General features: G+C 61.2%; 24 protein-coding genes and 1 pseudogene. 13 read left to right on the top strand and 12 right to left on the bottom strand.

Annotation, left to right across the window (positions count from 1 at the left end; genetic code table 11):
- The 5 genes from tssE to tssA are packed head-to-tail and all read right to left on the bottom strand — an operon-like array spanning position 1 to position 4,495.
- On the bottom strand, positions 1-756 hold the full coding sequence (gene tssE / locus BLT09_RS01750; RefSeq protein WP_091590257.1) for a type VI secretion system baseplate subunit TssE: 756 nt from the start codon (positions 754-756) through the stop codon (positions 1-3).
- On the bottom strand, positions 743-1,198 hold the full coding sequence (locus BLT09_RS01755) for an Hcp family type VI secretion system effector (protein WP_023801311.1): 456 nt from the start codon (positions 1,196-1,198) through the stop codon (positions 743-745). The genes tssE and BLT09_RS01755 overlap by 14 nt, the downstream gene beginning before the upstream one ends.
- 49 nt (positions 1,199-1,247) lie before the next feature.
- Complete coding sequence (gene tssC / locus BLT09_RS01760) at positions 1,248-2,753, bottom strand: type VI secretion system contractile sheath large subunit (RefSeq protein WP_091590258.1); 1,506 nt, start codon at positions 2,751-2,753, stop codon at positions 1,248-1,250.
- Between the two features lie 2 nt (positions 2,754-2,755).
- Positions 2,756-3,295, bottom strand: a complete 540-nt coding sequence (tssB, locus tag BLT09_RS01765) for a type VI secretion system contractile sheath small subunit (protein ID WP_027154109.1) — start codon at positions 3,293-3,295, stop codon at positions 2,756-2,758.
- A 6-nt stretch (positions 3,296-3,301) separates the two neighbouring features.
- Positions 3,302-4,495 carry a type VI secretion system protein TssA gene (gene tssA, locus BLT09_RS01770; RefSeq protein WP_091590260.1) on the bottom strand — a complete coding sequence of 398 codons (1,194 nt, stop codon included), beginning with the start codon at positions 4,493-4,495 and terminating at the stop codon, positions 3,302-3,304.
- Between the two features lie 331 nt (positions 4,496-4,826).
- On the opposite strand from tssA, the gene tssH reads away from it, so the two are divergent.
- A complete protein-coding gene (gene tssH, locus BLT09_RS01775; RefSeq protein ID WP_091590262.1) occupies positions 4,827-7,607 on the top strand; it encodes a type VI secretion system ATPase TssH in 2,781 nt (926 codons plus the stop codon).
- A gap of 166 nt (positions 7,608-7,773) precedes the next feature.
- On the top strand, positions 7,774-8,013 hold the full coding sequence (locus BLT09_RS01780) for a hypothetical protein (protein WP_023801316.1): 240 nt from the start codon (positions 7,774-7,776) through the stop codon (positions 8,011-8,013).
- A gap of 682 nt (positions 8,014-8,695) precedes the next feature.
- On the opposite strand, the gene BLT09_RS01785 is transcribed toward BLT09_RS01780, so the two are convergent.
- Together BLT09_RS01785 and BLT09_RS01790 are read right to left on the bottom strand one after the other, a co-directional pair.
- Positions 8,696-9,388, bottom strand: coding sequence for a DUF899 domain-containing protein (locus tag BLT09_RS01785; RefSeq protein WP_091590263.1), 693 nt, complete (start codon positions 9,386-9,388; stop codon positions 8,696-8,698).
- A 2-nt stretch (positions 9,389-9,390) separates the two neighbouring features.
- A complete protein-coding gene (locus tag BLT09_RS01790; RefSeq protein ID WP_091590265.1) occupies positions 9,391-9,681 on the bottom strand; it encodes a hypothetical protein in 291 nt (96 codons plus the stop codon).
- A 739-nt stretch (positions 9,682-10,420) separates the two neighbouring features.
- Between BLT09_RS01790 and BLT09_RS01795 the strand changes: the two genes are divergently transcribed.
- The 4 genes from BLT09_RS01795 (at position 10,421) to BLT09_RS01810 (ending at position 13,772) form a co-directional block, all read left to right on the top strand.
- On the top strand, positions 10,421-10,639 hold the full coding sequence (locus tag BLT09_RS01795) for a hypothetical protein (protein ID WP_091590266.1): 219 nt from the start codon (positions 10,421-10,423) through the stop codon (positions 10,637-10,639).
- Between the two features lie 238 nt (positions 10,640-10,877).
- Positions 10,878-12,164 carry an SDR family oxidoreductase gene (locus tag BLT09_RS01800; protein WP_091590268.1) on the top strand — a complete coding sequence of 429 codons (1,287 nt, stop codon included), beginning with the start codon at positions 10,878-10,880 and terminating at the stop codon, positions 12,162-12,164.
- On the top strand, positions 12,164-12,637 hold the full coding sequence (locus BLT09_RS01805; protein ID WP_091590269.1) for a DUF2269 family protein: 474 nt from the start codon (positions 12,164-12,166) through the stop codon (positions 12,635-12,637). The genes BLT09_RS01800 and BLT09_RS01805 overlap by 1 nt, the downstream gene beginning before the upstream one ends.
- Positions 12,638-12,821: 184 nt before the next feature.
- Positions 12,822-13,772 carry an NAD(P)/FAD-dependent oxidoreductase gene (locus BLT09_RS01810; protein ID WP_236473148.1) on the top strand — a complete coding sequence of 317 codons (951 nt, stop codon included), beginning with the start codon at positions 12,822-12,824 and terminating at the stop codon, positions 13,770-13,772.
- 59 nt (positions 13,773-13,831) lie between these two features.
- On the opposite strand, the gene BLT09_RS01815 is transcribed toward BLT09_RS01810, so the two are convergent.
- Entirely contained in the window at positions 13,832-14,449 is a 618-nt protein-coding gene (locus BLT09_RS01815) for a TetR/AcrR family transcriptional regulator (protein ID WP_091590271.1), read from the bottom strand.
- Between the two features lie 257 nt (positions 14,450-14,706).
- Here BLT09_RS01815 and BLT09_RS01820 point away from each other — a divergent pair, with 257 nt between their 5' ends.
- Positions 14,707-15,168, top strand: a complete 462-nt coding sequence (locus BLT09_RS01820) for a GFA family protein (RefSeq protein WP_091590273.1) — start codon at positions 14,707-14,709, stop codon at positions 15,166-15,168.
- A 258-nt stretch (positions 15,169-15,426) separates the two neighbouring features.
- Here BLT09_RS01820 and BLT09_RS01825 read toward each other — a convergent pair whose 3' ends face one another.
- On the bottom strand, positions 15,427-15,747 hold the full coding sequence (locus BLT09_RS01825) for a hypothetical protein (RefSeq protein WP_023801329.1): 321 nt from the start codon (positions 15,745-15,747) through the stop codon (positions 15,427-15,429).
- A 183-nt stretch (positions 15,748-15,930) separates the two neighbouring features.
- Between BLT09_RS01825 and BLT09_RS01830 the strand changes: the two genes are divergently transcribed.
- From BLT09_RS01830 to BLT09_RS01840, 3 genes are all read left to right on the top strand, one after another.
- Positions 15,931-16,752, top strand: a complete 822-nt coding sequence (locus tag BLT09_RS01830) for an SIR2 family NAD-dependent protein deacylase (protein WP_091590274.1) — start codon at positions 15,931-15,933, stop codon at positions 16,750-16,752.
- An 85-nt stretch (positions 16,753-16,837) separates the two neighbouring features.
- The gene (locus BLT09_RS01835) at positions 16,838-17,086 is read left to right on the top strand and encodes a hypothetical protein (protein WP_023801331.1); all 249 of its coding nucleotides are present in this window, start codon (positions 16,838-16,840) and stop codon (positions 17,084-17,086) included.
- Positions 17,087-17,227: 141 nt separating this feature from the next.
- Positions 17,228-17,542, top strand: coding sequence for a hypothetical protein (locus BLT09_RS01840; protein ID WP_091590276.1), 315 nt, complete (start codon positions 17,228-17,230; stop codon positions 17,540-17,542).
- Positions 17,543-17,555: 13 nt separating this feature from the next.
- Here BLT09_RS01840 and BLT09_RS34580 read toward each other — a convergent pair.
- Positions 17,556-17,927: pseudogene (locus BLT09_RS34580) on the bottom strand (thiamine pyrophosphate-dependent enzyme); the annotation flags it as partial.
- Positions 17,928-18,579: 652 nt separating this feature from the next.
- The gene (locus BLT09_RS01850) at positions 18,580-19,902 is read right to left on the bottom strand and encodes an NAD(P)/FAD-dependent oxidoreductase (protein ID WP_077382116.1); all 1,323 of its coding nucleotides are present in this window, start codon (positions 19,900-19,902) and stop codon (positions 18,580-18,582) included.
- 703 nt (positions 19,903-20,605) lie between these two features.
- Here BLT09_RS01850 and BLT09_RS01855 point away from each other — a divergent pair.
- Positions 20,606-20,851 carry a hypothetical protein gene (locus BLT09_RS01855; RefSeq protein ID WP_091590277.1) on the top strand — a complete coding sequence of 82 codons (246 nt, stop codon included), beginning with the start codon at positions 20,606-20,608 and terminating at the stop codon, positions 20,849-20,851.
- A gap of 16 nt (positions 20,852-20,867) precedes the next feature.
- Positions 20,868-21,083, top strand: coding sequence for a hypothetical protein (locus BLT09_RS01860; protein WP_027154083.1), 216 nt, complete (start codon positions 20,868-20,870; stop codon positions 21,081-21,083).
- A gap of 209 nt (positions 21,084-21,292) precedes the next feature.
- Here BLT09_RS01860 and BLT09_RS01865 read toward each other — a convergent pair whose 3' ends face one another.
- The gene (locus BLT09_RS01865) at positions 21,293-21,997 is read right to left on the bottom strand and encodes a phosphoribosyltransferase (RefSeq protein ID WP_091590822.1); all 705 of its coding nucleotides are present in this window, start codon (positions 21,995-21,997) and stop codon (positions 21,293-21,295) included.
- Between the two features lie 301 nt (positions 21,998-22,298).
- Here BLT09_RS01865 and ku point away from each other — a divergent pair, with 301 nt between their 5' ends.
- A complete protein-coding gene (gene ku / locus BLT09_RS01870) occupies positions 22,299-23,102 on the top strand; it encodes a non-homologous end joining protein Ku (protein ID WP_091590279.1) in 804 nt (267 codons plus the stop codon).
- The last annotated feature ends 11 nt before the right edge of the window (positions 23,103-23,113 follow it).

The following is a 23,113-nucleotide window of genomic DNA, read 5'->3' on the forward strand; positions in this document are numbered from 1 at the left end:
TCAGCTTTCCCTGAATTCGGTCCGCGCCAAACCGTTGTCGAGGTTGACTGTCGTGCGCAGGCGCATGCGTTCCGGCGTCGGCGTCATGATCAGCACAGCGTCTATCTCGATCTTCAGGCCCGCACTTTTGTCACCAAGGGTCACCGCTACCTTGGTTGCGCTTTCCTTGAGACGCGGCTCGAACGTGGCAAGGACCGAGCGGATCTCGCGCGCCAGCGCCTCGCGATCAAAGTCGCGCGACGAACGGCCGGAAAACGACGGCACGCCGTAGTTGACCACGCTTCGGCGCACTTCGGGAAAATCGGCCAGCGATGGCGGATTGTCTGCAGCCTGTTCGTTTTCGAAATCGGAAAGAAGCGGAACAGCTTCGAAGCGCTCGGTGTTGAACAAGGCCTCGATGTCGCGCCGCACCGCCTCCCTGAGGACGCGTGCCGATACGACCACGCCACGGCTTTCGATCTCGGCGCGGTGTTGGGTCTGAAAGCCCAGGCGGTGCAGACGCCGCTTCTGATCGGATGTCAGCTCCGCGTCGGCATCGATAAGCCGCGCGCTGCCGGCAAGCAGCGTGTCCAGCCGGTCCACGCCCAGCTCGTCCTGCAAGGTCTGGCGCAGCCCGTCGATCTCGGAGGTGACGCCCGGCAGGTCGTTGACGAGACGGTCCCAAAGAGAGGGCTGGACCGCCTCGCGTTTCGCCCGCGAACTGCCGGTAACCTGCAGCTTGTCGGCGCCGGGCCGCCGCGCCTCACTTGCCGACATAGACATCCATTTCGATTTCGTCATCCTTGTCATAGACGAACTTGATCTTCTTGTAGGCGAAGCTGACCTCCTCCTCGATCAGGTCTTCTTCGTCCTCGGCCTGCGACATGTCGTATTCCATGATCGAGGCGTCGGTCAGGGTGACGACCAGATAGTCGCTGGTCTCGCCATCGATGGTCCGGCGGGCGGAGAACACAACTTCGTCCAGCGCCTTGTTGTCGAACAGCGCCTTTTTCAGATAGGGCGATGACTTGTCATAATGCTTGGTGAACTTGATCATCCCCAGCGACACGCGACCGCGGCGTGAGAGCGAATTCGGATCGTATGGCGCGATTATCTTGTAATCGACCCCGTGGACTTCGATTTCGTCCTCATGGCCGTCTCGAACGCTTGGCCCTTTGATATCCGGAACTTTTAGAAAACCATCAATTTTCACGGGCATTGTCTTCCTCCAGCGTTTTCAAAACAAAACAGGATTATGTTGCTGCAAATCAAGCCTTTACGGACGGAAGTTCCGACACCAGACGAAGCGAGGCGTTGATGCCCTCCAACTGGTAATGCGGGCGCAGATAGAAGCGGGCGTTGTAGTAGCCCGGCCGCCCCTCGACGCTGTCCACCTGGACTTCAGCGGCGGCAAGCGGGCGCTTGGCGCGCGCCTTGTCGTCGGCAAAGGCCGGGTTGGCCAGCACGTATCGGTTGATCCACTCGGTCAACCAGATCTGCATGTCCGACCGCTCCTTGAACGACCCTATCTTGTCGCGCGCGATGGCCTTGAGGTAATGCGCAAACCGCGAAACCGGGAAGAGATAGGGCAGGTTGGCGCTCAGCCGCTCGTTCGACTGCGCGTCGGGATCGACCAGCCGGCCGGCGCGGGTCTCGTCGTCCTGCAGCGAATGCGCGCCGATGAAAGCCGCCAGATCCGTGTTCTTGCGGTGCAGGATGGGCATCAGGCCGAGCTTGGCCAGTTCCGCCTCGCGCCGGTCGTCGATGGCGACTTCCGTCGGGCATTTCATCGCCACCGATCCGTCGTCGGTGGGGAAGGAGTGCACCGGCAGGTTGATGACCGTGCCGCCATTTTCGACACCGCGGATCTGCGTGCCCCAGCCATAGAGCTTGTGGCTGCGGTTTATGTTCACGCCCATCGGGAAGGCGGCGTTCATCCAGACATATTTGTTGTGGTCGCCCTGGACCTCTTCCTCGAAGGTGAAACCCTTCACCGGAACGGTATCCGTGCCGTAGGGAAGCCGTGCCAGGACACGGGGCATCGTGAGGCCGATATAGCGCGCATCCTCGCTCTCGCGCAGCGATTGCCACGAGGCGTAGGCGGCGTTGGAGACGATCTGCTGCAGATCCTGCGGGTTCGGCAGTTCCTGCCAGCTGTCCATGCGGAACAGGCGCGGCGAGGCCGCCGCGATGAACGGCGTGTGCGCCGAGGCGCAGACGCCCGAGATGTTGCGCAACAGGCCGACGTCACGCGGATGGTTGGAGAATTCGTAGGCGCCGATCAGGCAGCCGATCGGCTCGCCGCCCAGCATCGAATACTCGTCCGTATAGACCTTCTTGAAGATCGGGCTCTGGTCCCACATCTGGCCTTCATAGTCTTCAAGCGTGTCGGCGAGCTGCTCCTTGGAAATGTTCATCACCCGGATCTTCAGCTTCTGATCCGTCTCGGTGTTGTTGATGAGATACCAAAGGCCGCGCCATGTGCCTTCCATTTCGCGCACTTCCGGCGCGTGCAGGATCTCGTTGACCTGCTCCGACAGCATCTTGTCGATGCCCGCGATCAGCGACTTGATCGACTTGATCGCGTTGGACGAGATGGTCGTGGTGTCGGATCGCGACTGTGCCGCCAGCGCGAGATTGCGAACGAGTTGCTGCAGCTTCTCGCTGTCGTCCTTCTTGACCTTGAAATCTTTTTCCAGGAGCCCGCTGAATTCTCCGAGATCGATGGTCTCCGCCTCGGCGACGGCGGCTGCGGTCTTTTGCTGTTCGGCCATGACTACACCTCAACCTTGTCTTCGTCCGACAATGCCTGGCTGGCGATTTTGCCAAGAAGCGGCTCGTTGTTCAGAAGCTGCGCTATGCGCTTTTCGGCGTCGACGCGGCCATCCATGAAGCCGAGCAGTTCCTCGAGCTGGCGACGCATCTTGAGGATCTCGGCCAGTTGCGGGACTTGCTCGGCAATCTTGTCCGGGGCGAAATCGCCCATCTTGGTGAAGGTAAGATCGAGTGCCAGCTCTTCATCCCGCTCGGCGCCCTCCGCCTGGGGCAGCGTGTTCTTCACGCGGGCTTTGACGCGCGGCCCTAGCGCCTCCATGAAACGCGGGAAGCGGTTCGCATCGGTCTCGACAAAGGAGCGGTCCAGCACCGACTTCATCGCTTCCTTGGTCTGTGAGGCACCGGAAAGATCGGCCATCACCCCCATGACGAACGGCAATTCGATCGTCGTCGGGCTGCCATAGGTTTCCACGTCATAGGCGATCTGCACGCGCGGAGCGCGGTTCCGTTCGATGACTTTCGCTTTGCTTTCAGCTGCCATGGCTCGTTACCTTTCATCCTTCTGGGCCGTCTTCTTGGCATCGGGAACGCCGGCAAGCAGCCGGAATTCCTTCAGCCCCGACGGGGCGAGATCTTCCATCAGTTCAACGAAATCCATATGCACCATCCGGCGCACCCGGCGGGCCAGGTGCGGGATCGGGCTCGACGGTTCGGTGCGGTCATAAAAGGCGACGACGAGGTCGAGGCATTTCACGACGTCGTCGCGCGAGGAAATCCGCTCCGGCAGCCCCGTGCCCGGTTCCGCGTAACTCGCCATACTTGCCATGGTATCGGCTCCATGACCCTTTGCAGGCATTTGACCGTTTCGAGCAGGCATTTCCGGATCTGCAGTCGTGTGGGCTGGCTCGGCTGCGCCGTTCGTCGCGGTCTCGATTGCCGAATTCCGTTCGAGGGTCGACAGCAAACGCTGCAGGAACCGTTTCAATTCCGGAACAGCGGCGCCACCGCCCTGCAGACGGACGTTGAGAGCCGTCTCGACCGCATCAAGAGCCGTGATCGCCGCATGAGCATCGGCAATCAGCGACATCATCTCCGCATTGGCTTGATCGGCCTGCGCCTTGCACCCGCCATGAACCCGGTTCAGCAGTTGACCGTGCGCGCTGGCCAGCGTTGCCTTTTCCGCCGCATTCAATCCCGAAGCCGCTTCCAGAAGCATGACCCGCTCGTCGAGTGCGGCTTGTTCCAGATCGCGTCCGCTGATCGGTCCGATAGGGCGCGGCGCGAAGAAAATCATTCGCCGCAAGTCCGCCAGCAGCCCGTCCTGGCCGTTCTGGAGGTCGAGCAGGGCGTTGATGCGACGCAAGGCGGCGTCGCGTGGTGAAGCACTGGGCCGCAGGGCCGGGTGCATGGTCTCCCAATGCTGATCGAAGCTCCGTGCAACAAGGGTCAGGCCATGCGCGAGCCCGGCGAGCCGCTGCTCATTGGCCAGCGCGCGCGTGACAATGACGAGCAGGCGCAGATCCCGGCCATGCGCACGCAATTCCTCCGCCTTGTCGAGGACGGCAGGCCAGTCGACCGGAATGGTGCTTTGCGACGAGGGCTGGTTGTGGCCGCCATGGACGACCTTGACCTGCGGCTCGGTGAGACGCTCCAGCTCATGAAAGGCTGGATCGTTGCGCAAATCCTCCCCTGACGGATTTTCACCGTCCAGCGGATTCAGCCAGAGTGCGAGATCGATCACACCATCCCCCGCGCGCGGCTCTTGGGCCGTGCCTGACCCAACGTTACCACACTGCGACACTTTACCACAATTTAGTTGATGCTCAATCTCAATACGCGCCTGCAACCGGCGCGCTGGGCTCGAAAGCGCTGGCGCATTTGTCGAACCCTGTCGGTGAATGCATCGCCAACAGGCGGGGCGTTCGATGGCGTTGCAGCCGATAGCGCCGGCGCCTGCCGGGACGGAGAAATCGACTGAATCGAACACCCGGACGGCCCGCTCATAAACGCTCTTTGTCAAGTCGCTGCTTATGTGGCAGTTTGTTGGCTGGCAGATTGGAGGGGCAAGTTCGATGGAACAGCGCCGGTCGTCGCAGAGCTTTAAACGCAAGGAACTGGTCGGCAAGCTCAATCCCATCTGTTTGCGCGCCTTCAAGGCTGCGGCCGACACCGCCAAGCTGCGCGGCAATCCTTATGTCGAGCTCGTTCACTTCATCGAGCAGCTGGTGCTTTCAGAGCGCTCGGATGTGCAGCTGATACTGGCAGACGCCGGGGTGGATGCGAGCCGGCTCACGGCCGATATGACCCGCGCCGTCGACAAGCTGCCTTACGGCGCCACTTCGATCGAGGAATTTTCCGATCATATCTTTCACGCCATCCAGGAGGCCTGGGGCCTGGCGGGACTGGAATTCAGCGTCGAGGAAGTGCGCAGTGCGCATATTCTGCTCGCCTGCCTGAAGACGCCGGTGCTGGAGGGCCTGCTGTCGAAGATCAGCGGCGAATTCGACAAGATCGATGCGCAGGCCGTTATTGCGCGGTTCGCGGACGTCATGGAGGGTTCGCTCGAAGCCGGCGCCGCGACTGCGGTTGCCGCCGCCGAAACACCGCGGCGGGCTCCGGGCGGGGATTCGGCGCTGGCCAAATATGCCACCGACCTGACCCAGCGCGCCCGCGATGGCAAGATCGATCCGGTCGTCGGCCGCGATCCCGAGATCAGGCAGATCGTCGATATCCTGATGCGGCGCCGGCAAAACAACCCGATCCTGACCGGCGAGGCGGGGGTCGGCAAAACCGCGGTCGTCGAGGGCTTTGCCTTGCGCATTGCCGAGGGCGACGTGCCGCCGACGCTGCAGGGCGTCAGCGTGCGCATGCTCGATGTCGGCCTGATGCAAGCGGGCGCCAGCGTAAAGGGCGAATTTGAAAAACGGCTGAAGGCGGTCATTGACGAGGTGCAATCCTCGGAAACGCCGGTCATCCTCTTCATCGATGAAGCGCACACCTTGATCGGCGCCGGCGGCGCGGCAGGAACCGGCGATGCGGCCAATCTGCTGAAGCCGGCGCTGGCGCGCGGCGAGCTTCGCACGATCGCGGCGACGACCTGGGCCGAATACAAGCAGCACATCGAGAAGGATCCGGCGCTTACCCGTCGCTTCCAGGTCGTCAAGATAGAGGAGCCGTCGGAAGCGGTCGCCGTTCTCATGCTGCGTGGTGTCGCCGGTGTCCTCGAGCAGCATCACCAGGTGCAGATACTCGATGAGGCGATCGAGGCGGCGGTCAGCCTCTCCCACCGCTACATCCCGGCACGGCAACTGCCCGACAAGGCGGTGAGCCTTCTCGACACCGCCTGCGCCCGTGTCGCCATTTCGCAGCATGCCACCCCCGCCGAGGTCGAGGACATCATGCGCCGCCGCCAGGCGCTGGAGGTCGAGCGCGCCATCATCGGCCGCGAGGCAGCGATCGGCATCGACGTGGCCGACCGGCAGGCTCGGGTCGAAACCGGGCTTGCCGAGACCGAACTCACGCTTGCTGCCGCGCAGCAACGCTGGGATCGGGAAAAGGCGCTGGTTGGCGAGATACTCGAACTGCGCGCCAGGCTGCGCGGCGAGGGTGTGCCGCTCGACGCCGTGGAGCCTCCGGGGGCGGTCGTCGAAACCGCAGGCGCCGTTGCCCCCGAGATCAAAGCGCCTGAAACCGATGCGCCTGAACCGGATGCGCCCGAAACCGATACGGAAGCAACGGCCACTGCCGATCCTTCTCCACCCGATCCGGCTGCCGATCTCGCGCGGCTGCGCGAACTGATGGCCGAACTCGCAGAAGCGCAAGGCGAGACGCCGCTGATCCTGCCGTCGGTCGACCGCAACGCCGTGGCCGCCGTGGTGCAGGACTGGACCGGCATCCCGACTGGCCGCATGCTGTCGAGCCAGACCGAGAAGGCGCTGCGGCTCGCCGTCACGCTGTCCGAGCGCGTGGTCGGTCAGGATCACGCCATGGAAATGATTGCCAAGCGCGTGCAGACCAGCCGCGCCGGGCTCGGAGCGCCCGAAAAGCCGGTGGGGGTGTTTCTGCTCTGCGGTCCCTCGGGCGTCGGCAAGACCGAAACCGCGCTGGCCCTGGCCGAGACGCTCTATGGCGGCGAGCAGAACCTCATTTCGATCAACATGTCCGAGTTCCAGGAGGCGCACACCGTCTCAACCTTGAAGGGCGCGCCACCCGGATATGTCGGCTATGGCAAGGGCGGCATCCTCACCGAGGCGGTCCGGCGCAAGCCCTATTCGGTGATCCTGCTTGACGAGGTCGAGAAGGCGCATCCGGACGTGCACGAAATCTTCTTCCAGGTCTTCGACAAGGGAATGATGGACGACAGTGAAGGCCGCCGGATCGATTTCAAGAACACGCTCATCCTGCTCACCTCGAACGTTGGCTCCGAAGTCATCATGGACCGGACCAGCAGCGGCACGGTGCGGGCGGGGCTCGACGATCTCGACACAGCATTGCGCGCCCCGCTGCTGAAGGTTTTTCCAGCGGCCTTCCTGGGCCGGGTGGTGACCATCCCTTACTACCCACTCTCGGACATGATGATCGAAGCGATCACCCGCCATCAGTTCGCCAAGATCGCCCGCCGGCTGCGCTCGAGCAACGATGCCGAGTTGGTGATCGGTGACGGTGTCATGGATCTGGTCAAAGCCCGCTGCACCGAGATCGAATCCGGCGGCCGAATGATCGACGCCATTTTGACAAACACGCTTCTGCCCGAATTGAGCCGTGGCGTGCTGAACCGGTCGCTCGAGGGCGAAAAGATGACGAAGGTGACGGTTGGAGCCTCCGAAGGAGGTTTCACCTATTCCTTCGAATAACTGAGCAGCAATCTGTGGTTAACCGGAGCCGTAGCACCGCTCAGGGTTGATCCGCCGCATTTTGCGCCCGAGCACCAGAGCCAATTTGGCGTGGTTTCGCGCCTCGGTTGCATCCTGGCCCCAGACACGCTACTATACCCTCTCGCGTTCCCGGGGGGGAAGGTGGATGAGCATCGTCCATAGGGTCGGTCCAGTTCTAGATCAGGCGATTGCCGCAGTCCTCAACAGGGCCGGCTATGGCGACACCGTTTCGGTCAAAGCGGCATTAAACCAGGTTCGGCAGGCTGCACCTGGTTTGGTCGCATCCAATGACGATCTGACCGAAGCCATCCTCGAAGTCGCTGCTGCTTTGGGCCTGTTGGTGGCTTTCGATGAGCACGAGCAGTATCCGCTCAATCCCGCTTAGTTATCCGATCGCCGCTCGAAAGATCTAATGCATGTCGCGTAAGCGGTTTTGCGATAACGACATGCATAAAACAAGAACTTAGCGTCACATGAATCCATTCAGCCGAGACGCGCTTTAGCGAGATAATCCGGCCCCTCATGGAACCCTTTGGCAATCGACGAGTTGCGTTCAAAGCTGAAGGTGACCGTCATGGCAACCAGAGAGAGCGATCGTGGCTTCCGAGAACTGGTCCGTTCGGCAGACAATCGTCGGAGCCTACGCAAGCGATTGGGACTGGAAGGCGATCCAACCCTGTCGCCGAGGCTTCTCGCATTAGCTCTGAAGCTTCAGAAGGAGCTTGACCGGCGAGAGCAAGAACTGGCTGACGAGAACCCTCCATCACCCTGAAGTCACAGCACTCATTCCGGTGACCGTAGGTGACGCGTGAGAGAACGGGCCATAAGACCCCTGCCGACGCCGTTCGCGAATTGATCGGCGCCGAAGACAATCGTCGTCACGTACACACGCTGTTGGGGCTGGCGGTTGATCCAGAATTACCTCCACCACTGGCCCCATTGCTCGAAGCCATTGGCAAGGCCAAGGACGAATCCCAACACTGTTACGAATAGGGAAGCAACAGCTTGCAGGTGCGACGGATATTTCTCGTTTTACCGTCCGGCATCATTCCACCGTCCTCGCAGGCCTACGCGTAGCGGTCGTGGCGGCGCACCCAGTCCATTCCCTCAGCTTCGTTGCGCCCCCTTGGCATGAGGTCGAGCATGGCGTAGGTGCCCATCATCACCTCTACACCGCGGCCGAAGGTGGAGTACGTGTGAAAGACGGTGCCAGCCTCATCCTTGTAGAAGGCGCTCAGGCCAGGCCATTCCTCGCCGGTTTCCCGCCATTCGCCGTAGTTGTAGTCGATGTGCCCGGTGGCGACCTCTTCGGGCGTGAAACTGACCCGGAAATCGTAGTTGAACGGACTGCCGTTCGAGGACACCCATCGGAACTGCCAGCCCATACGTCTGCGGTAGCGCTCAATATCGGCCAGCGGCGCGCGCGAGACGGCGATCATGGTTACATCGTGATGCGCCAGATGCTTGTTCATGCCGTCGGTGTGATCAGCCATGAACGAGCAACTCGGGCAGCCTTCCTTCCATCCCGGTGCGAACATGAAATGTTGCACGAGAAGTTGCGAGCGGCCGTCGAAGAGATCGACGAGCGCACGCGGACCATCCGGCGTGTCAAACACGTATTCCTTGTCGATACGCACCCAAGGCAAGGCGAGCCGCTCGCGTGCGACCTTGTCGCGAAGCTGCGTGAGTTCCTTCTCCGCTCGCAGGAGGTCCCGGCGGGCGGTCAGCCAGTTATCGCGTGAAACAACAGCGTGTTGCATTGTCAGTCTCCTTGGGTTTGGGCGACGGAAGTGTTGCAGTGCTGCGAACGGGCGGAAAAGAGCTTCAGCCACGGCGATACGTGAAAGAGGCTCATCAGCAGGTACATCAGGGCCATGTCGTTGATCGACATGAAAGGCGAGGCGGCAGAGCACATGGTCATGCTCGAGCCGACAGTAGAAATCCAGGCCATCAGTGCAAAGGTCGGTGCGGCGGCGAGCCCGAGCCAGCGGGCAAAACCGACCGCCTGCCCGAGCAACGAAGTGGCTTTCTCTTTTGCTGCAAACATCGTCATTTCCGGTCCTGCGGTAGAATTCGCCGTTTCCACGGTTTCGATAAAAAGACGCTATCTCGGGCAGCCGGAGAGGTGAGAGTTACAAGTGTGACGGGATTTCAATGTGGGGCTGCAAACGGACCTGCAGCAATCGCCTATCGCGCGAGCGTCGCTTGCTGGAACTGCGTTGGTCGGTCGGAGGCCAATGGTGTTTCTAATGGAACGCTAATATACAATGGACGCTCGAACGAGCAGCGCCTGCCAAATACCTGGGGGAACGCCATGCGAAGCCTCGTCTTCACGATGTGTATCGCCACCGCAACTGCCGCCAGCGCCCATGATTGGTACGAGGACAGGATTGACCCAATGACGAAATTCAAGTGTTGCGGTGGCTCTGATTGCCGCGCCATACCTCGGTCGTCGGTACGGTCCAGGATAGACGGTGGTTACACCTACTTGCCGCATAATTTCAACATCCCACGGGACCGTGTGCAGGAATCGCCGGACGGCCAATACCACATCTGCGAGAGTACCTACGTCGTCACTAATCAGCTGTATTGGCGTTGCTTTTTCGCACCTCGCGCAAATGTCTCTCTAATTCTCCCACATTAAGATACTGCCTGAATTCCTTGCCGCCCGTACAAGTGGAGCTGGACCAGTCCCAGCGCTTCGGCCGGAGAAGCAGCTGTTGTGATCGATCATCCGGGGAACATTTTCGTCAATCTTCTATTAAGCAGAGAAGCTGGTTTGGAGCAGATCAATGGGCATTTTTTCCGACCCTGATAAGAAATTGACGGAAAATCTCTACGCGCACGGCAACGACCTCGTCGATCCTGCTGCGGATCTTCCCGAGAGCGTCGAGGAACGGGTCGAACTGTTGATGCCGTTCGTTCAGCCCGAGGCTCGCGAGTTGGTCCGCTCGCAAATCCTTGGTCTCATTCATGAGTACATGAATGAGGATTCCGCCCCATCGCGTTAGAGACCGTGGTCATGCGGCGCCGGGAGGACAATCGTGTGGGAGCAACGCTGCAAGCGCGCACCATAAACAGCAGTAAACGTCGCCGCCTTCGACTTGAATGCCTATGGTCATCATCAACCCTGAGCAGCTGGCCGAAAGACGTGTGCTTTCGCAGCGCCGGAAAAACATCGACGATGTGGAGGAGATACGCGCCGAATAGAACGGCGACGATCTAGTGGCTGCCGGAGATCGGGGTCCGATGAGAATTCTCGTTGTTGGAGCCACCGGCTTGATCGGCGCTTCGATCTGCGCCCGCCTCGTTTCCGAAGGACATGAGGTGGTCGGCATCGCGCGTAGCCCGCGGGCAAATGCCGCCCGTGATTACCAGACATTGGTGCTGGATATGGCAGCCGCGCTACGCCCTGAAGATTGGCTGCCGCATCTGACTGGCGTCGATGCCGTGGTGAACTGCGCCGGCGTTCTGCAGGACAGCCCGCGCGAAAAGACCGGGCAAGTCCATCGCGATGCGGCGGCGGCTCTTTTTCTCGCCTGCGCGGGGGCCGGCGTTGCCAAGGTGATCCACTTCTCGGCAATGGGAGTGGATCGGGCACAGCCTTCGTCGTTCTCGGCGACGAAATATGCCGGGGATCAGGCGCTGATGGCGCTTGACCTGGACTGGATAATCCTTCGCCCTTCCGTGGTGCTCGGCCGGCCTGTGTTTGGAGCCAGTGCATTGTTTCGCGGTCTGGCCTCGCTGCCGATCCTGCCGTCAATGCCAGATACCGGCCGGCTGCAGGTCGTGCAGCTCGAGGATGTGGTCTCGACGGTGCTCTTCTTTCTCAATCCCGGCAGTCCGTCTCGTCTGGCGCTGGAACTCGCCGGTCCCGAACAGCTGACCATGGATGAGATTGTCGGTACTTTCCGCCGCTGGCTCGGCTGGGCTCCTGCAGCCAGGCTGGTCTTGCCGGGCTGGGGTGCGCGGCTTCTCTATCGCCTCGGCGATTTTGCCGCGATGCTCGGCTGGCGGCCCCCAATGCGCACCAATGCCGCCAGGGAGATCGCACGGGGGGCGCTCGGAGATCCGTCGGACTGGATTTCCCTGACCGGCATGCGGCCACAAAGCCTGGCGCAGTTCCTCGCGCTCAATCCTGCGACGGTGCAGGAGAAATGGTTTGCCTGGCTTTATTTCACAAAGCCTACAATTTTCGTCGTGCTGCCGTTCTTCTGGATCATGACAGGGATTGTTTCGCTGACCACGGGCTACGGCAACGGCATCGGCCTCATGCAAAGCACGGGGGCTGGCATGTTGTCGGCGCCTGCCGTGATCGCCGGCGCTGTTGCCGACATCGTCGTCGGCGCACTGATAGCCTGGCGGCCATCGGCGCGAAAAGGCCTCTACGCCGGCATCGCGCTCTCGCTGTTCTATCTGGTCGTGGGCACTTTCCTGCGCCCGGACCTGTGGAACGAACCACTTGGGCCATTCCTGAAGGTCTTGCCGATCATCGTCCTTCACTTTGTTGCCTTGGCGATCCTGGAGGAGCGCTGATGCTTTATTTCGTGCTGAAGTTCCTGCATGTCATCGGTGCCAGCGTGCTGCTTGGCACCGGCGTCGGCATCGCGTTCTTCATGCTTCTCGCCCACAGGACCGGCAATGCGGCAACAATTGCGGCAGTGGCGCGCATCGTAGTGGTCGCCGACTTTCTCTTCACGGCAACTGCCGTCGTGGCGCAGCCGATAACCGGCGTCGCGCTCGCCTGGCTGGCGGGCTACTCGCTCTCCGAAGGCTGGATCGTGCTGTCCATCGCGCTCTATATCGTCACCGGTGTGTTCTGGCTGCCGGTGGTATGGATGCAGATGGAAATGCGCAATCTGGCGTCTGCAGCCGCCAAAACGGGGACCCCGCTGCCGGCCCGGTATACCAGGCTCTTCCGGCTGTGGTTCGCCTTCGGCTTTCCCGCCTTTGCTGCCGTCCTCGGGATTTTCTGGCTGATGATCGCGCGGCCAACGATCGAGTGGTGACGCCTTGCCGCGATAATGCATGTCGGGAAAGCATGCCCTCGGGCTTGAACCGAGGGTGCGCAGCGGTTTTGCGACAACGACATGCATAAACAACAACTTATAGCGCGTCACATGAATCCGTTCAAATTGCGACGCGCTTTGGATGCCGTGGCTTGATTTCGGCGCTGGAACATCTTTCCCATGAATGCGTTCGGCGCGGATGGATCAACCCGCGCGCAAACGCCGACATTCAGCCTCGTCCGCGACTGAAGCGGATGTTCTCATCGTTGGCGGTGGACCTGCGGGGCTGGCGGCGGCTATCTATCTCGCCAGGTTCCGTCATCGGGTCGTCGCGGTCGACGCGGGTGAACCGCGCGCGAGGCTGATTGCGGAAAGCCGCAACTGTCCGGGATTTCCGGAAGGGATCAGCGGCCCCGATCTTCTGCAGCGGCTTCGTTCCCAGGCCGCCAAGTTCGGAGCGACACTGATCCAGGATCACGCGTCATCGGTCGAGCCGACCGTAGGCGGGTTCGGCGCCGAAACCAACGGCGGGCGGATCGTCGCCCGAAAGGTATTCCTGGCGACAGGTATCGTCGATGTCGTGCCTGCAATTCCGCGTCTGCGCGAGGCCATCGCCAAAGGCAGCGTACGCCTTTGCCCGGTTTGTGACGGCTACGAAGTCATAGATCGTCAGGTCGCGGTCATCGGTCACGAGGCGCAGGTGCTGCGAGAGGCCTTGTTCCTCAAGCAGTATACGCAGCACGTCACAATGATCGCACGCTATCTTCCAGATTTTTCCGCCAGCACACGACGCGTGGCCACGGAAGAGAACATTGCTATTTGCGACGCATTCAAAAAGTTTGTTCCCACCGACAGCGGCTACCAGGCCATCCTCAAGGACGGCGAGGTGCGCCATTTCGACGTCATCTATCCGGCGATGGGATGCCAGGTGCGTTCCGACCTTGCGCTGGCAATGGGCGTCAAATGCTGCGACGAGGGCTATGTCATCGTCGACAAGCATCAGCGGACTTCGGTCGAGGGGGTGTATGCCATCGGCGACCTGGTCAAGGCTCTGAACCAGATCGCAGTCGCCTTCGGCCAGGCTGCGATCGCTGCGACAGATGTTCACAATGACCTGGCCCTCGGCTACGAATAAGGCCCTGAACATTAAAGGGCACAGATATACGGTAGGCGGGGCGAGCGGGTTGGCACCAGCTATTGTTGTGGTGCTGGGTTTCCCAGCCCCTCCAACAGTGTGCTCAAGGCCGCATCCAAGGGGGCCGATCCCACCTTCTCGGGCACCAGGAGTCCATCGATCGCAAGCATGGTCATGCCGTGGATGAGCCCCCAGCCGGCTGCCGCCTGACCTTCTATAGGCCGCTTGCGAATGCTCCCCGCGGCCTGGCCCCGCCGGAGGATTTCGACGAGAACGTCGAATACCGCCAGCGCCCGCTCATTGAGATGCATTCCCACCGCTTTTCCCTCCTCCGCGCTAAACATCAGGCGGTAGAGAGCCGGATTGTCCGTTCCGAACGCGACGTAGGCTCGAGCTAGCGGAGTAATTTCGTCGCGCAGAGTTTTCGGCGCTTCAGACTTCGCTGCCGATAGGGACTCGCGCAGCCGGTCGAACCCAATCATAGCGATCTCCGCAAGCAGCGCGGCCTTATCGGAAAAGTGCTTGTAGGGTGCCGCGTGGCTTACGCCAGCCCGGCGGGCGACTTCCCGCAGGGTGAACTGCCAGCCCTTCTCCTCCCGAAGCATATCCAACGCCGTCTCGATAACCGCACGGCGGAGATCACCGTGGTGATAGGGGCGGCTGGGTGCGTCCTGCATGGTACCTCTAAGTTTCTTGTGAATACATTGTTGACACTGGCTACTTAAGGGGCTACATCAGGGCGTAAGTTTCTTCTGTCTACATCGGAGTGGACCATGAACGCAATCGCAAAAATCAAAGGGATTTATGAGCGGGGCCGTTGGAACCTCTCCAACCTTCTGCGCGCGCCCTTCAGACAGCCAATCGATACCATCTTCAACATGATGCTCCGGTGACCAGCATGCCGTCATCAAATCGAGTTCAGGAGCATCAGCACATGACGACCGACCCATTGTTGCCACTGCACGGCTCCTGCGAATGCGGCGCTTGCTCGTTCGAGGTGCGTACTGCCCCGAAGGGTAGATTCCGGTGCCACTGCCTGATTTGCCAGGCGTTCAACGGCAAACCGTTTGCGGACGTGGCTGCCGTTCGCGCCAAGGGTGTCGTGCTGAAAAACGCCGGCAATATTTCATTCAAGAAATACCGTCCGCCGCCGAACTTCAATCGCGGGGCCTGCCGGACCTGCGGCAAGCCGGTTGTGGAGGTTGCGGGCTTTGGGCCGTTCAAGACGATGTTCATCCCGGCCAGCAATTTCGAGCCCGGGGCCCGGCTGCCGCCGGTTCGGATGGATATATTCTATCACCGTCGTGTGCTGGACATGCCCGGCAGCCTGCCCAAGTACAGCGGCTATTACCCGAGCCTTTTGGCAGTCGGGAAAATGATCATGAGTGGCTTGTGAATTGGTGAGTCGATTTACTTTGGTGCCATCGACGTGATGGTCTCGGCGCTGTCCGGCATCTACCTGTCGTCATGCGGCATCATCGGCTCGATCTTCGGCAGATCGGCCAGGTTCATCACGGCCTCACCGAACTGAACTATGCTTTTGGGCGTGACATGGCGGCGCGGCCAGATCCTTACGGAAGTTACGGGGGATGGCTCACGTATATCTGTGCCCGTTTCATGTCCGGGGGCCGATAAGCTCTCGAAACCTACCTCGCTAGCGCAGCATGGCTGCCAGCACGAAGGCCGCGGCCGCTACGAGAACGACTGCGGCAATCACCAGCACCGGCCAGTTCTTGCCAGGCTGAAGACCAGGCTCGCTTGCTGCCGGCCGCATCGCATCGCCGAAGCTTGCTTCATTCGTGAACTCAGGCTGTCGCCGTGGACGAGCCTCGGCGACAGGATTTGGCATACCGGCCGCTTCGGCGTCGGTCTTTTCAGGTGCCGCGGCAGGGTCGAACCCCGGGGTCTTGTCCTGTGTCGCCCCGGCCTGAATATCGCCTCTCGCTTTGGTCTGATCTCGTCGGACGGCCATCATGGTCTCTCCCCTGACACCAAACTTCGATCTGGCTCAGCGGTTCCAGTCTGCGCCGCATTTGCTGAACACACCCGATTTTCCGAACAGACCCGGTTTCTGAACAGACTTGGCGCTGATCCGGCTTCTGCGGAACAGAGGGCGGCTTTCGCAGTTGTGTTTGGATCATTGCCTGGTGAGTTGGCCATGCCGTCTGCACTTGAGCAACTGGCTCAATCCGTGAAAGAGCGACGAGCGATCTTGTTCGTTGGGGCGGGTGTGTCGATGAGCGTCGGCCTGCCATCCTGGGAGACGCTCATCGAGCATATGGTGGATGAACTCGGCCTCGATCGAGACGTGGTCGACAGGCCAGAGTCCAGTTACCAGGCTCTTGCCGAATATTACCGGCTAAAGCATGGCAGTCTCGGCCCCTTGCGCAGTTGGATGGATCGCGAATGGAGCGTCTCGCGGGAAAAAGTCAAGGGATCGGCGATCCACAAGCTGATCGTGTCACTCGATTTCCCGATCATCTACACAACCAACTATGATCGAAACCTTGAGGTTGCGTTCGAAGTCCACGACCGCGCGTTCGTAAAAGTGGCCAATGCCAAGGATATCGCCAAGGTGAACGGCGAGGTTACCCAGATCATCAAATATCACGGCGATTTCGACGACGACGCATCGCTGGTCCTGGCGGAGTCCGACTATTTCGAGCGGCTGTCGTTCGAGTCGCCGTTGGACGTGAAGTTTCGCGCCGACGCACTCGGGCGCACCGTCCTGTTCATCGGCTACAGCATGTCAGACATGAACATCCGTCTGTTGCTGTATCGGCTTTGGGAAACCTGGCGCCGGTCCGGTTATGAAAGGAATCGTCCGAAATCGTTCGTCTTCATGCCGCAACCGAGCGTCGTCCAGGAAGCGGTCCTCGGACGCTGGGGTATCGACATGCTGACCGACGAGGCCGATCGGCCGGAGGATGCTCTGGTGGCGTTCCTGAGCAAGCTCAAGGACGCGATAGACCAGGCTTAGTGCCGATGCGTTCGGCCGGCCGGGAACATTGTAGATCGTTGCGACGTTCATAGCTGCGAAGGGATGCTGTTTGCGGAGGCCTATGATGGGCCAGTTCCAAATGATCGATCTCGTTTCCGTCATCGACGCCTGCACCACCGACCGCGCCGCAGGGCGATTGGTGTCGATGGCCAAAGCCGTCGAAGAGTTGCGGGTGCTGACCGGTGATTTCATCTCGCCGGACGAAATCGTGGCCAACGCACTGTCGCCGGTGGCGTGGGCGCGCGGCTGCGCGGTTCTGTTCGACGAGCAGCCGGGCGCCGACATCCTGCACGCGCCATGGCAGGACGCCTGACTGAGGACGCCTGAGCGTGCCGAATATCGGCAGCCGCGCCGGCCGGGCGCTGCACGCATCGCATATGCCGCCGTCGGGAGCGCTGGCGGCGGTACCGCAACAGGAGTGTTTAGCCACAATCCGTGAAACCGGAGAAATGCTATGAACAAAAACGAGACCCGTTACGAACATGGCGCGACCAAGTACCCGGCCAAGAAAGATGCCGACGCGTCGGATCAATTTTCCCAGGAGGCAGCCGGCAACAAGAAGCCTGCCGGCGGCATGGGCCTGACCCGGTCAAGGGACGAGGTGGAGGACAAAACCCATCAATCCGAAGGGCAGGACCCGCCCAGGCGGTCCACGCCCAGCGCAGCGACCGAAAAGACATCCGGCGCCGGTCCGTCGATCGCCGAGCGTTCCAAGGACGCCAAGGCTCCGAAGAGCGGCCGCCAGCCAGGCGCCTACACCAAGGACTGACCGGCCAGGGAGCTCAGCCCATCATCGTCTTCAGCGGCTCCCTAGCGAGGTTTGCTTCGATCTCCTTGCGGCCCGGCGTTTCCCGCAGGGCTGTGCGCATGTTCTTGCGATATTCGTTCGGCATGCGCGGCGGCAGCATAGGTTCATATGCGTCGACGACCGCCTCTATGATCACCGGACCTTCCGCGGCAAATGCAGCATCAAGAACCCCATTGACGTCCTCAGGCCGGGTGACGCTGTAGCCGATGCCCCCCATGGCTTCCGCGGCCAGGGCGAAATCGATCGGCTGGAGTTCGCAGGCAAATTGCGGGTTGCCAAGGAACATCATTTGCTCCCAGGCGATCTGGTTGAGCATGTTGTTCTTGATCACCAGAAGCTTGAGCGGAAATCCTGTAACGCACGGCCGTCGAAATGTGTCGACAAGGATCTCGGCGGTGTTGGGCATGGTTGCCTCCAGTGTGTTGTCCCGGGCCAATGACCGCCCCAGGCCAAGGACAACCGGGAGAAGCAGGGCGAGGGCGCTTGTAAGAAGCGGCGCTGAGATTGACGCCTCCGGCGTGGACGAGGTGCGGGGCCGCTCCGCCTGTGGAAGAGCTGGGTGAGATAAAGCCGTGCGTGCCCCGCGCAGGGGGCGAGCATCCACAGGTTGGTTAAGACGTTGTCGACGACACCCCAGCGCCGTACAAACCGGTCTCCCGCATGATGCCGTAGTGCAGGGCCACGGCGTTGAGTTTGCGCTGCCACGTGTGTAGGTTGCGGCAAACATCCCGGCCGCTGGCGCGGCGTATGGGCCGAGCAATTCGCCTTACCGGCAGAAGCAGAAAACGCTAGAATGAACTCCTGCGACGGTTCCAACTGCGCCAAAGACGAGCGCGATGAGCGCGGCGCTCTCCCGAGCGGATTCTGGTGCAACTCCTACCACGTTGCGCTCATGCACCCGGAGACTTGACTGCGAGGGAACGTGGGGATTCCGCTCACCCGTCTGCTGACACTTTGACTTCGCTTGGTGCGCGTCAGGCCTGACTTCCGGCTGATCTTCAGATAGCGGCGATGTCCAGCTTCGAGCCGTCGACCAGACGCGACAGGCGGAACGGTGTAGGATCGACGCATGGCGTGTCGTTTACGACAAGCTCTGCGGCCAGATAGCCAAGCCCCGGGCCCAAACCGAAGCCGTGGCCCGAGCAGCCCGCCGCGAGGACGAGGCCTTTCACCCCGTCCACCTGCGACACCACAGGCACTGCGTCCGGCGTGCAATCGACGAAGCCGCCCCAGGCACTATCGATCTCTATATCGCCGAGTTGGGGGAAGGTCTTCCGGACACTCTCCACCACTTGGCTTACCAGCCATTTTAAGGGTGGAGGATCCAGCACCCGATTCTGTTCGAAGATCCGATCGTCGCTGGTCAGCAGCGCCGGCATTGAATCCGGCCCCGAAAGGAACGATTGGCCGATGCCGAGCCTGACGTTCTTCAGGCGACGCAAGAATTGCGGCATGAATTCCCGGCTATACCGGATAGCCTGGGGCGTGATTTCGAGGTTCGCCTTGCCGCTGATCGCAAGCGTATAGCTGCCGTCCAGTCGGCGCGTGATCGTGCAGTAGGGTGTGGAGACCGCCTCGCCTATGTTGATTGTCGGGGTGGAACGCAGCGCGGTCTGCCGGATGCTCGCTTGGGGGAAACTGATCCCGAGCGGCCTAAGGAAGCGCGAGGACCAGGCGCCAGCGGCGCACAGCACCGCGCTGGTTCTGATGTAGCCCTTCTCCGTGTGCACGCCCGCAATCTTGCCATTGGCCAAGTCGAGCGCCCGCGCGGCGCATTCCTGGTGGATGGTGGCGCCCAGAGCTCTGGCCCCATCGGCGATAGCCGGCGCGGCGAGCGCAGGTTCGGCCTTACCATCCCGGTCCGAATAGGTCCCGCCGACCCATTTGTCGCGCGCTTCGGGGACGCGCTCGGCCACCTCCGCCCGGCTCAGCATGCGGGTGTCGACCTCGTACTCCCTGGCGACCTCGCGCCACCTTTCCCAGCCGGCGAGCACAGCCTCGTCGTGAGTGGCATAGACGAGACCGCAGCGTCGAAATCCAAGGTCCCGATTGATATCGCGCGTCAGCTCGTCCCACAGTCGCATGGAGATCACCGAGAGCGGCAGTTCGCGCCGATCGCGGTTCTGCTGGCGGCACCAACCCCAGTTTCGGCTCGATTGTTCACAGGCGACGTGGCCCTTCTCGAGCAGAGCCACAGAGAGGCCACGCTTCGCCAGGAAATAGGCGGCCGTAGAGCCGAGGATGCCGCCGCCGACGATGACGACGTCGACCTCGGCCGGGAGACGCTCATCGCTGTGAATGCGTTCGACTCGGGGCGACATGTTCCAACCAACCTCGGCTGCCAAGAATGCGGAAGCAAAGTTCCGATCAGCCCATCATCGCATCGTGCGCTCGAAAGAATGTGCCGAAATCATCCAGGACTTCGCCAGATGTGCGGGTTTTTGATCCCTTGATCGATACGAGCTGCTCAAGCCCGACCGAGTTCCAGTTCGGCGCAGGGCGGCGTAACCTGCTCGCGAGTCCGTTGGATCGCGCTTGAGGGTCTTGAGCCTGCGAGCGAAGTTGTTGGCAGCAACGAAGTCGGCGAGGTGTTACCTGAGCTGATCGTGGCTCTCGTAGTAGAAGCGTTTGACCGTGGCGTCCTTGATCGTGCGGTCCATCCTCTTGCAGCTTTACGCGCTCGCTGCGGCGGGGCGTCAGACGTGGACATAGGCGATCAGTCGCCGAACGACGGAGATGCTCTGATGTTCCATCGGAACACCGCGGGGAGAAAAACTGACGGATCATGGCAAATGCGGATAGCAGCCCGGAGCAGATGAGCGAATAGACGGTTTATTCGGCCGCCATCTCGGAACGATCCCGCCGCCCTGCCATTATCGCCATAAGGACAGGCTCAGATCGTGGTGGCGCACGATTGGTCCGGTTCGGCAAGGACCGTGGCCAACTGCAATCACCGGAAGTGGACGGTTCCGCCAGCTATCTGGGCCTCAAAAAATCGAACGCAAGGCACCTTGGAGGAAACCAATGGCTGGACGCAGAACCCATGAGCAGCAATTGCGCATCATTGAAAAGCGGGAGAACACGAAGGGCGCCGGCAAGGATTTCGACGCAGAGGCTGACCTGAAGCGATCAGCAGCGGAACGTGAAGCGCTGCGCAAGGGGTCGGAAATCAGGTCCAAGACACCCGACCTCGTTGACCCTGACGATCGCAACATCCTTCGCGGAGAAAATCAGCAGAGCGTTCATCACAAGAACCGTCCCGACGACTAAGAATTGGAGCAAGCCCATGGCAAAAGGTAGCAAGAAGCACATCGGAGCGGGTGCGCGGGGAAAGGGTTCCGGTGCAGGCGCCATGACCACCACCCCAAAGGACAAGCTCGAGGAAAACAAAGTCCTGTCCAACCGCGACAAGGCCCAGCACACGAAGCAACGCGGTCTGGATTCCAGGCAGATCGCGACTGAGCAGCGCCAGGATCACGCTGCCAATCGTTTGCGCGATTGACGGCTCAACCGCCGCTGGCGCGCGGTGGCGCGGCCCTGACCGGGGCCGCGCTTCAGGTCGGCTGCGAGCGCAAGGGGAGGGGCCGTTTGGCTCAGGCCAGGCCTATTCGCCACTGAAGAGCGGTTCTATCGGATGGCGCGATTTGGTCATTTTGAGTTCGCGCAGAAATATCGCCGCGCTCGACGATCGCCATCGGTTGTCGGTCCTTGCTAGCCATGGCGTGCTCCTTCGGCAGATCGCGTCGACGACCTGCTCTCAAACTGCTCTGCCTCACGCAGCAGCCGGATCACTTCCGCGTCCGTGGTCTGTTCGAAGTCCTCATAATACCGGCTCACCGCAACAAACGGCTCAGGCGTGGCGAGACAGACCACTTCGTCCGCATCGGCTTTGATCAGGTCCAGCGTGTCCCGAGGTGCGACCGGGACGGCCAACACGACATGCGCGGCGCGATCCTTCCTTAGCGCCTTGAGCGCCACTCTGACCGTGCCTCCGGTCGCAATGCCGTCATCGACGACGATGACGGTCCGGCCCAGGACCGAAGCCGCAGGCCGGCTTCCGAGATAAAGGTTTCTGCGACGTTCGATTTCGAGCAGTTGCCGCCGCTTCTCTGCTTCGACGTATTCGTCTGACGGCCGGACCAAAGCCATCGCCTCCTCGTTGAGGACGAGCTGCGGATTTTCCCCGTCGACGACCGCGCCGATGCCATATTCGGAATGGCCCGGCGCGCCGATCTTGCGCACAAGCAGCACGTCGAGCCGGGCACGGAGTGCCTTCGCCACTTCGAAGCCAACCGGCACGCCGCCGCGCGGCAGCGCCAGCACCATTGGATCGGTTGCCGCGAACCTGGCCAAAGCGGCGGCAAGCTGGCGCCCCGCATCCGTTCGATCTTTGAATCCCAAGGCGTCAAAGCGCATGGTCTTCACCCTTTTGACCCTGGCATCGCGCTGCTCAGGCCCGGATTGTCGAAAACACCCCGGCCGGTCGCGCTCCTCGACCAAAATTCCTTACTGGCGAAACGACGATAGGAGGCAATTGTTTCGTCTCACCTTGGTAAAAATTTGCCGAACCATGCGATTGGCCCCGGTTCTGCTGCTGGCCCGGAGGGCGTCTCAGGCAATGGGCTAATGCCGTGGCCTTGGCGCGCGAAAAAAACGCTGCTGGAACAATCGATCGCCCTGCTGCGTTCGACTGTTTTACTCCTGCCGGGGGTGCTCGATGGCGCCACGTCCTTTCTGGAAAGGCTATCTGAAGCTTTCGCTGGTGACCTGTCCGGTGGCGATGACGCCCGCTACCACCGAGAGCGAGAAGGTCCGGTTCCATACGCTCAATCGCAAGAGCGGGCATCGGGTGGTCAGCCAATATGTCGATGCCGTCAGCGGCAAGCCCGTTGCTGAAGACGACGAGGTGAAGGGCTACCAGCGCGGCGAGGACGAATACGTCCTGCTCGAGGACGACGAGATCGAAGCGGTTGCGCTCGAGAGCACGCGTACCATCGATATCGACATGTTTGTCGATGCCGACAGCATCGGCTGGATCTGGTACGACAAGCCGCACTATCTCACCCCTGACGACCCGGTAGGGGAGGAGGCATTCTCGGTCATTCGCGGCGCAATGAAATCGACGGGGACGGTCGGAATATCGCGACTGGTCATGTACCGCCGCGAGCGCGCCGTCATGCTTGAACCACGAGGCAAGGGCATCGTGCTGTGGACACTGCGCTATGGCGATGAGGTTCGCGATCCCGAGGATTATTTTGGCAAGATCGACGACGTCAAACCCGATCCGAAACTGATGGATATGGTCTCGACCCTGATCGATGAGCGAACCAGGCAGTGGGATCCCGCCATGACCGGAGATCCGGTCCAGGCGCGGCTGCTGGAGATCATTGCCTCGAAGAAGAAGGGCAAGAAGGGTCCGGCCAAGGCGAAGGCCAAGGCCGAGCAACCGGCCAGCAACGTGATCAACATCATGGATGCGCTGCGCAAGAGCATCGGCTCGGAGCCCGGAAAGCGGAAATAAGCGCCTGGGAG

The sequence above is a fragment of the Mesorhizobium muleiense genome, from assembly GCF_900099905.1.
In the GTDB taxonomy this organism is placed as follows: domain Bacteria; phylum Pseudomonadota; class Alphaproteobacteria; order Rhizobiales; family Rhizobiaceae; genus Mesorhizobium; species Mesorhizobium muleiense.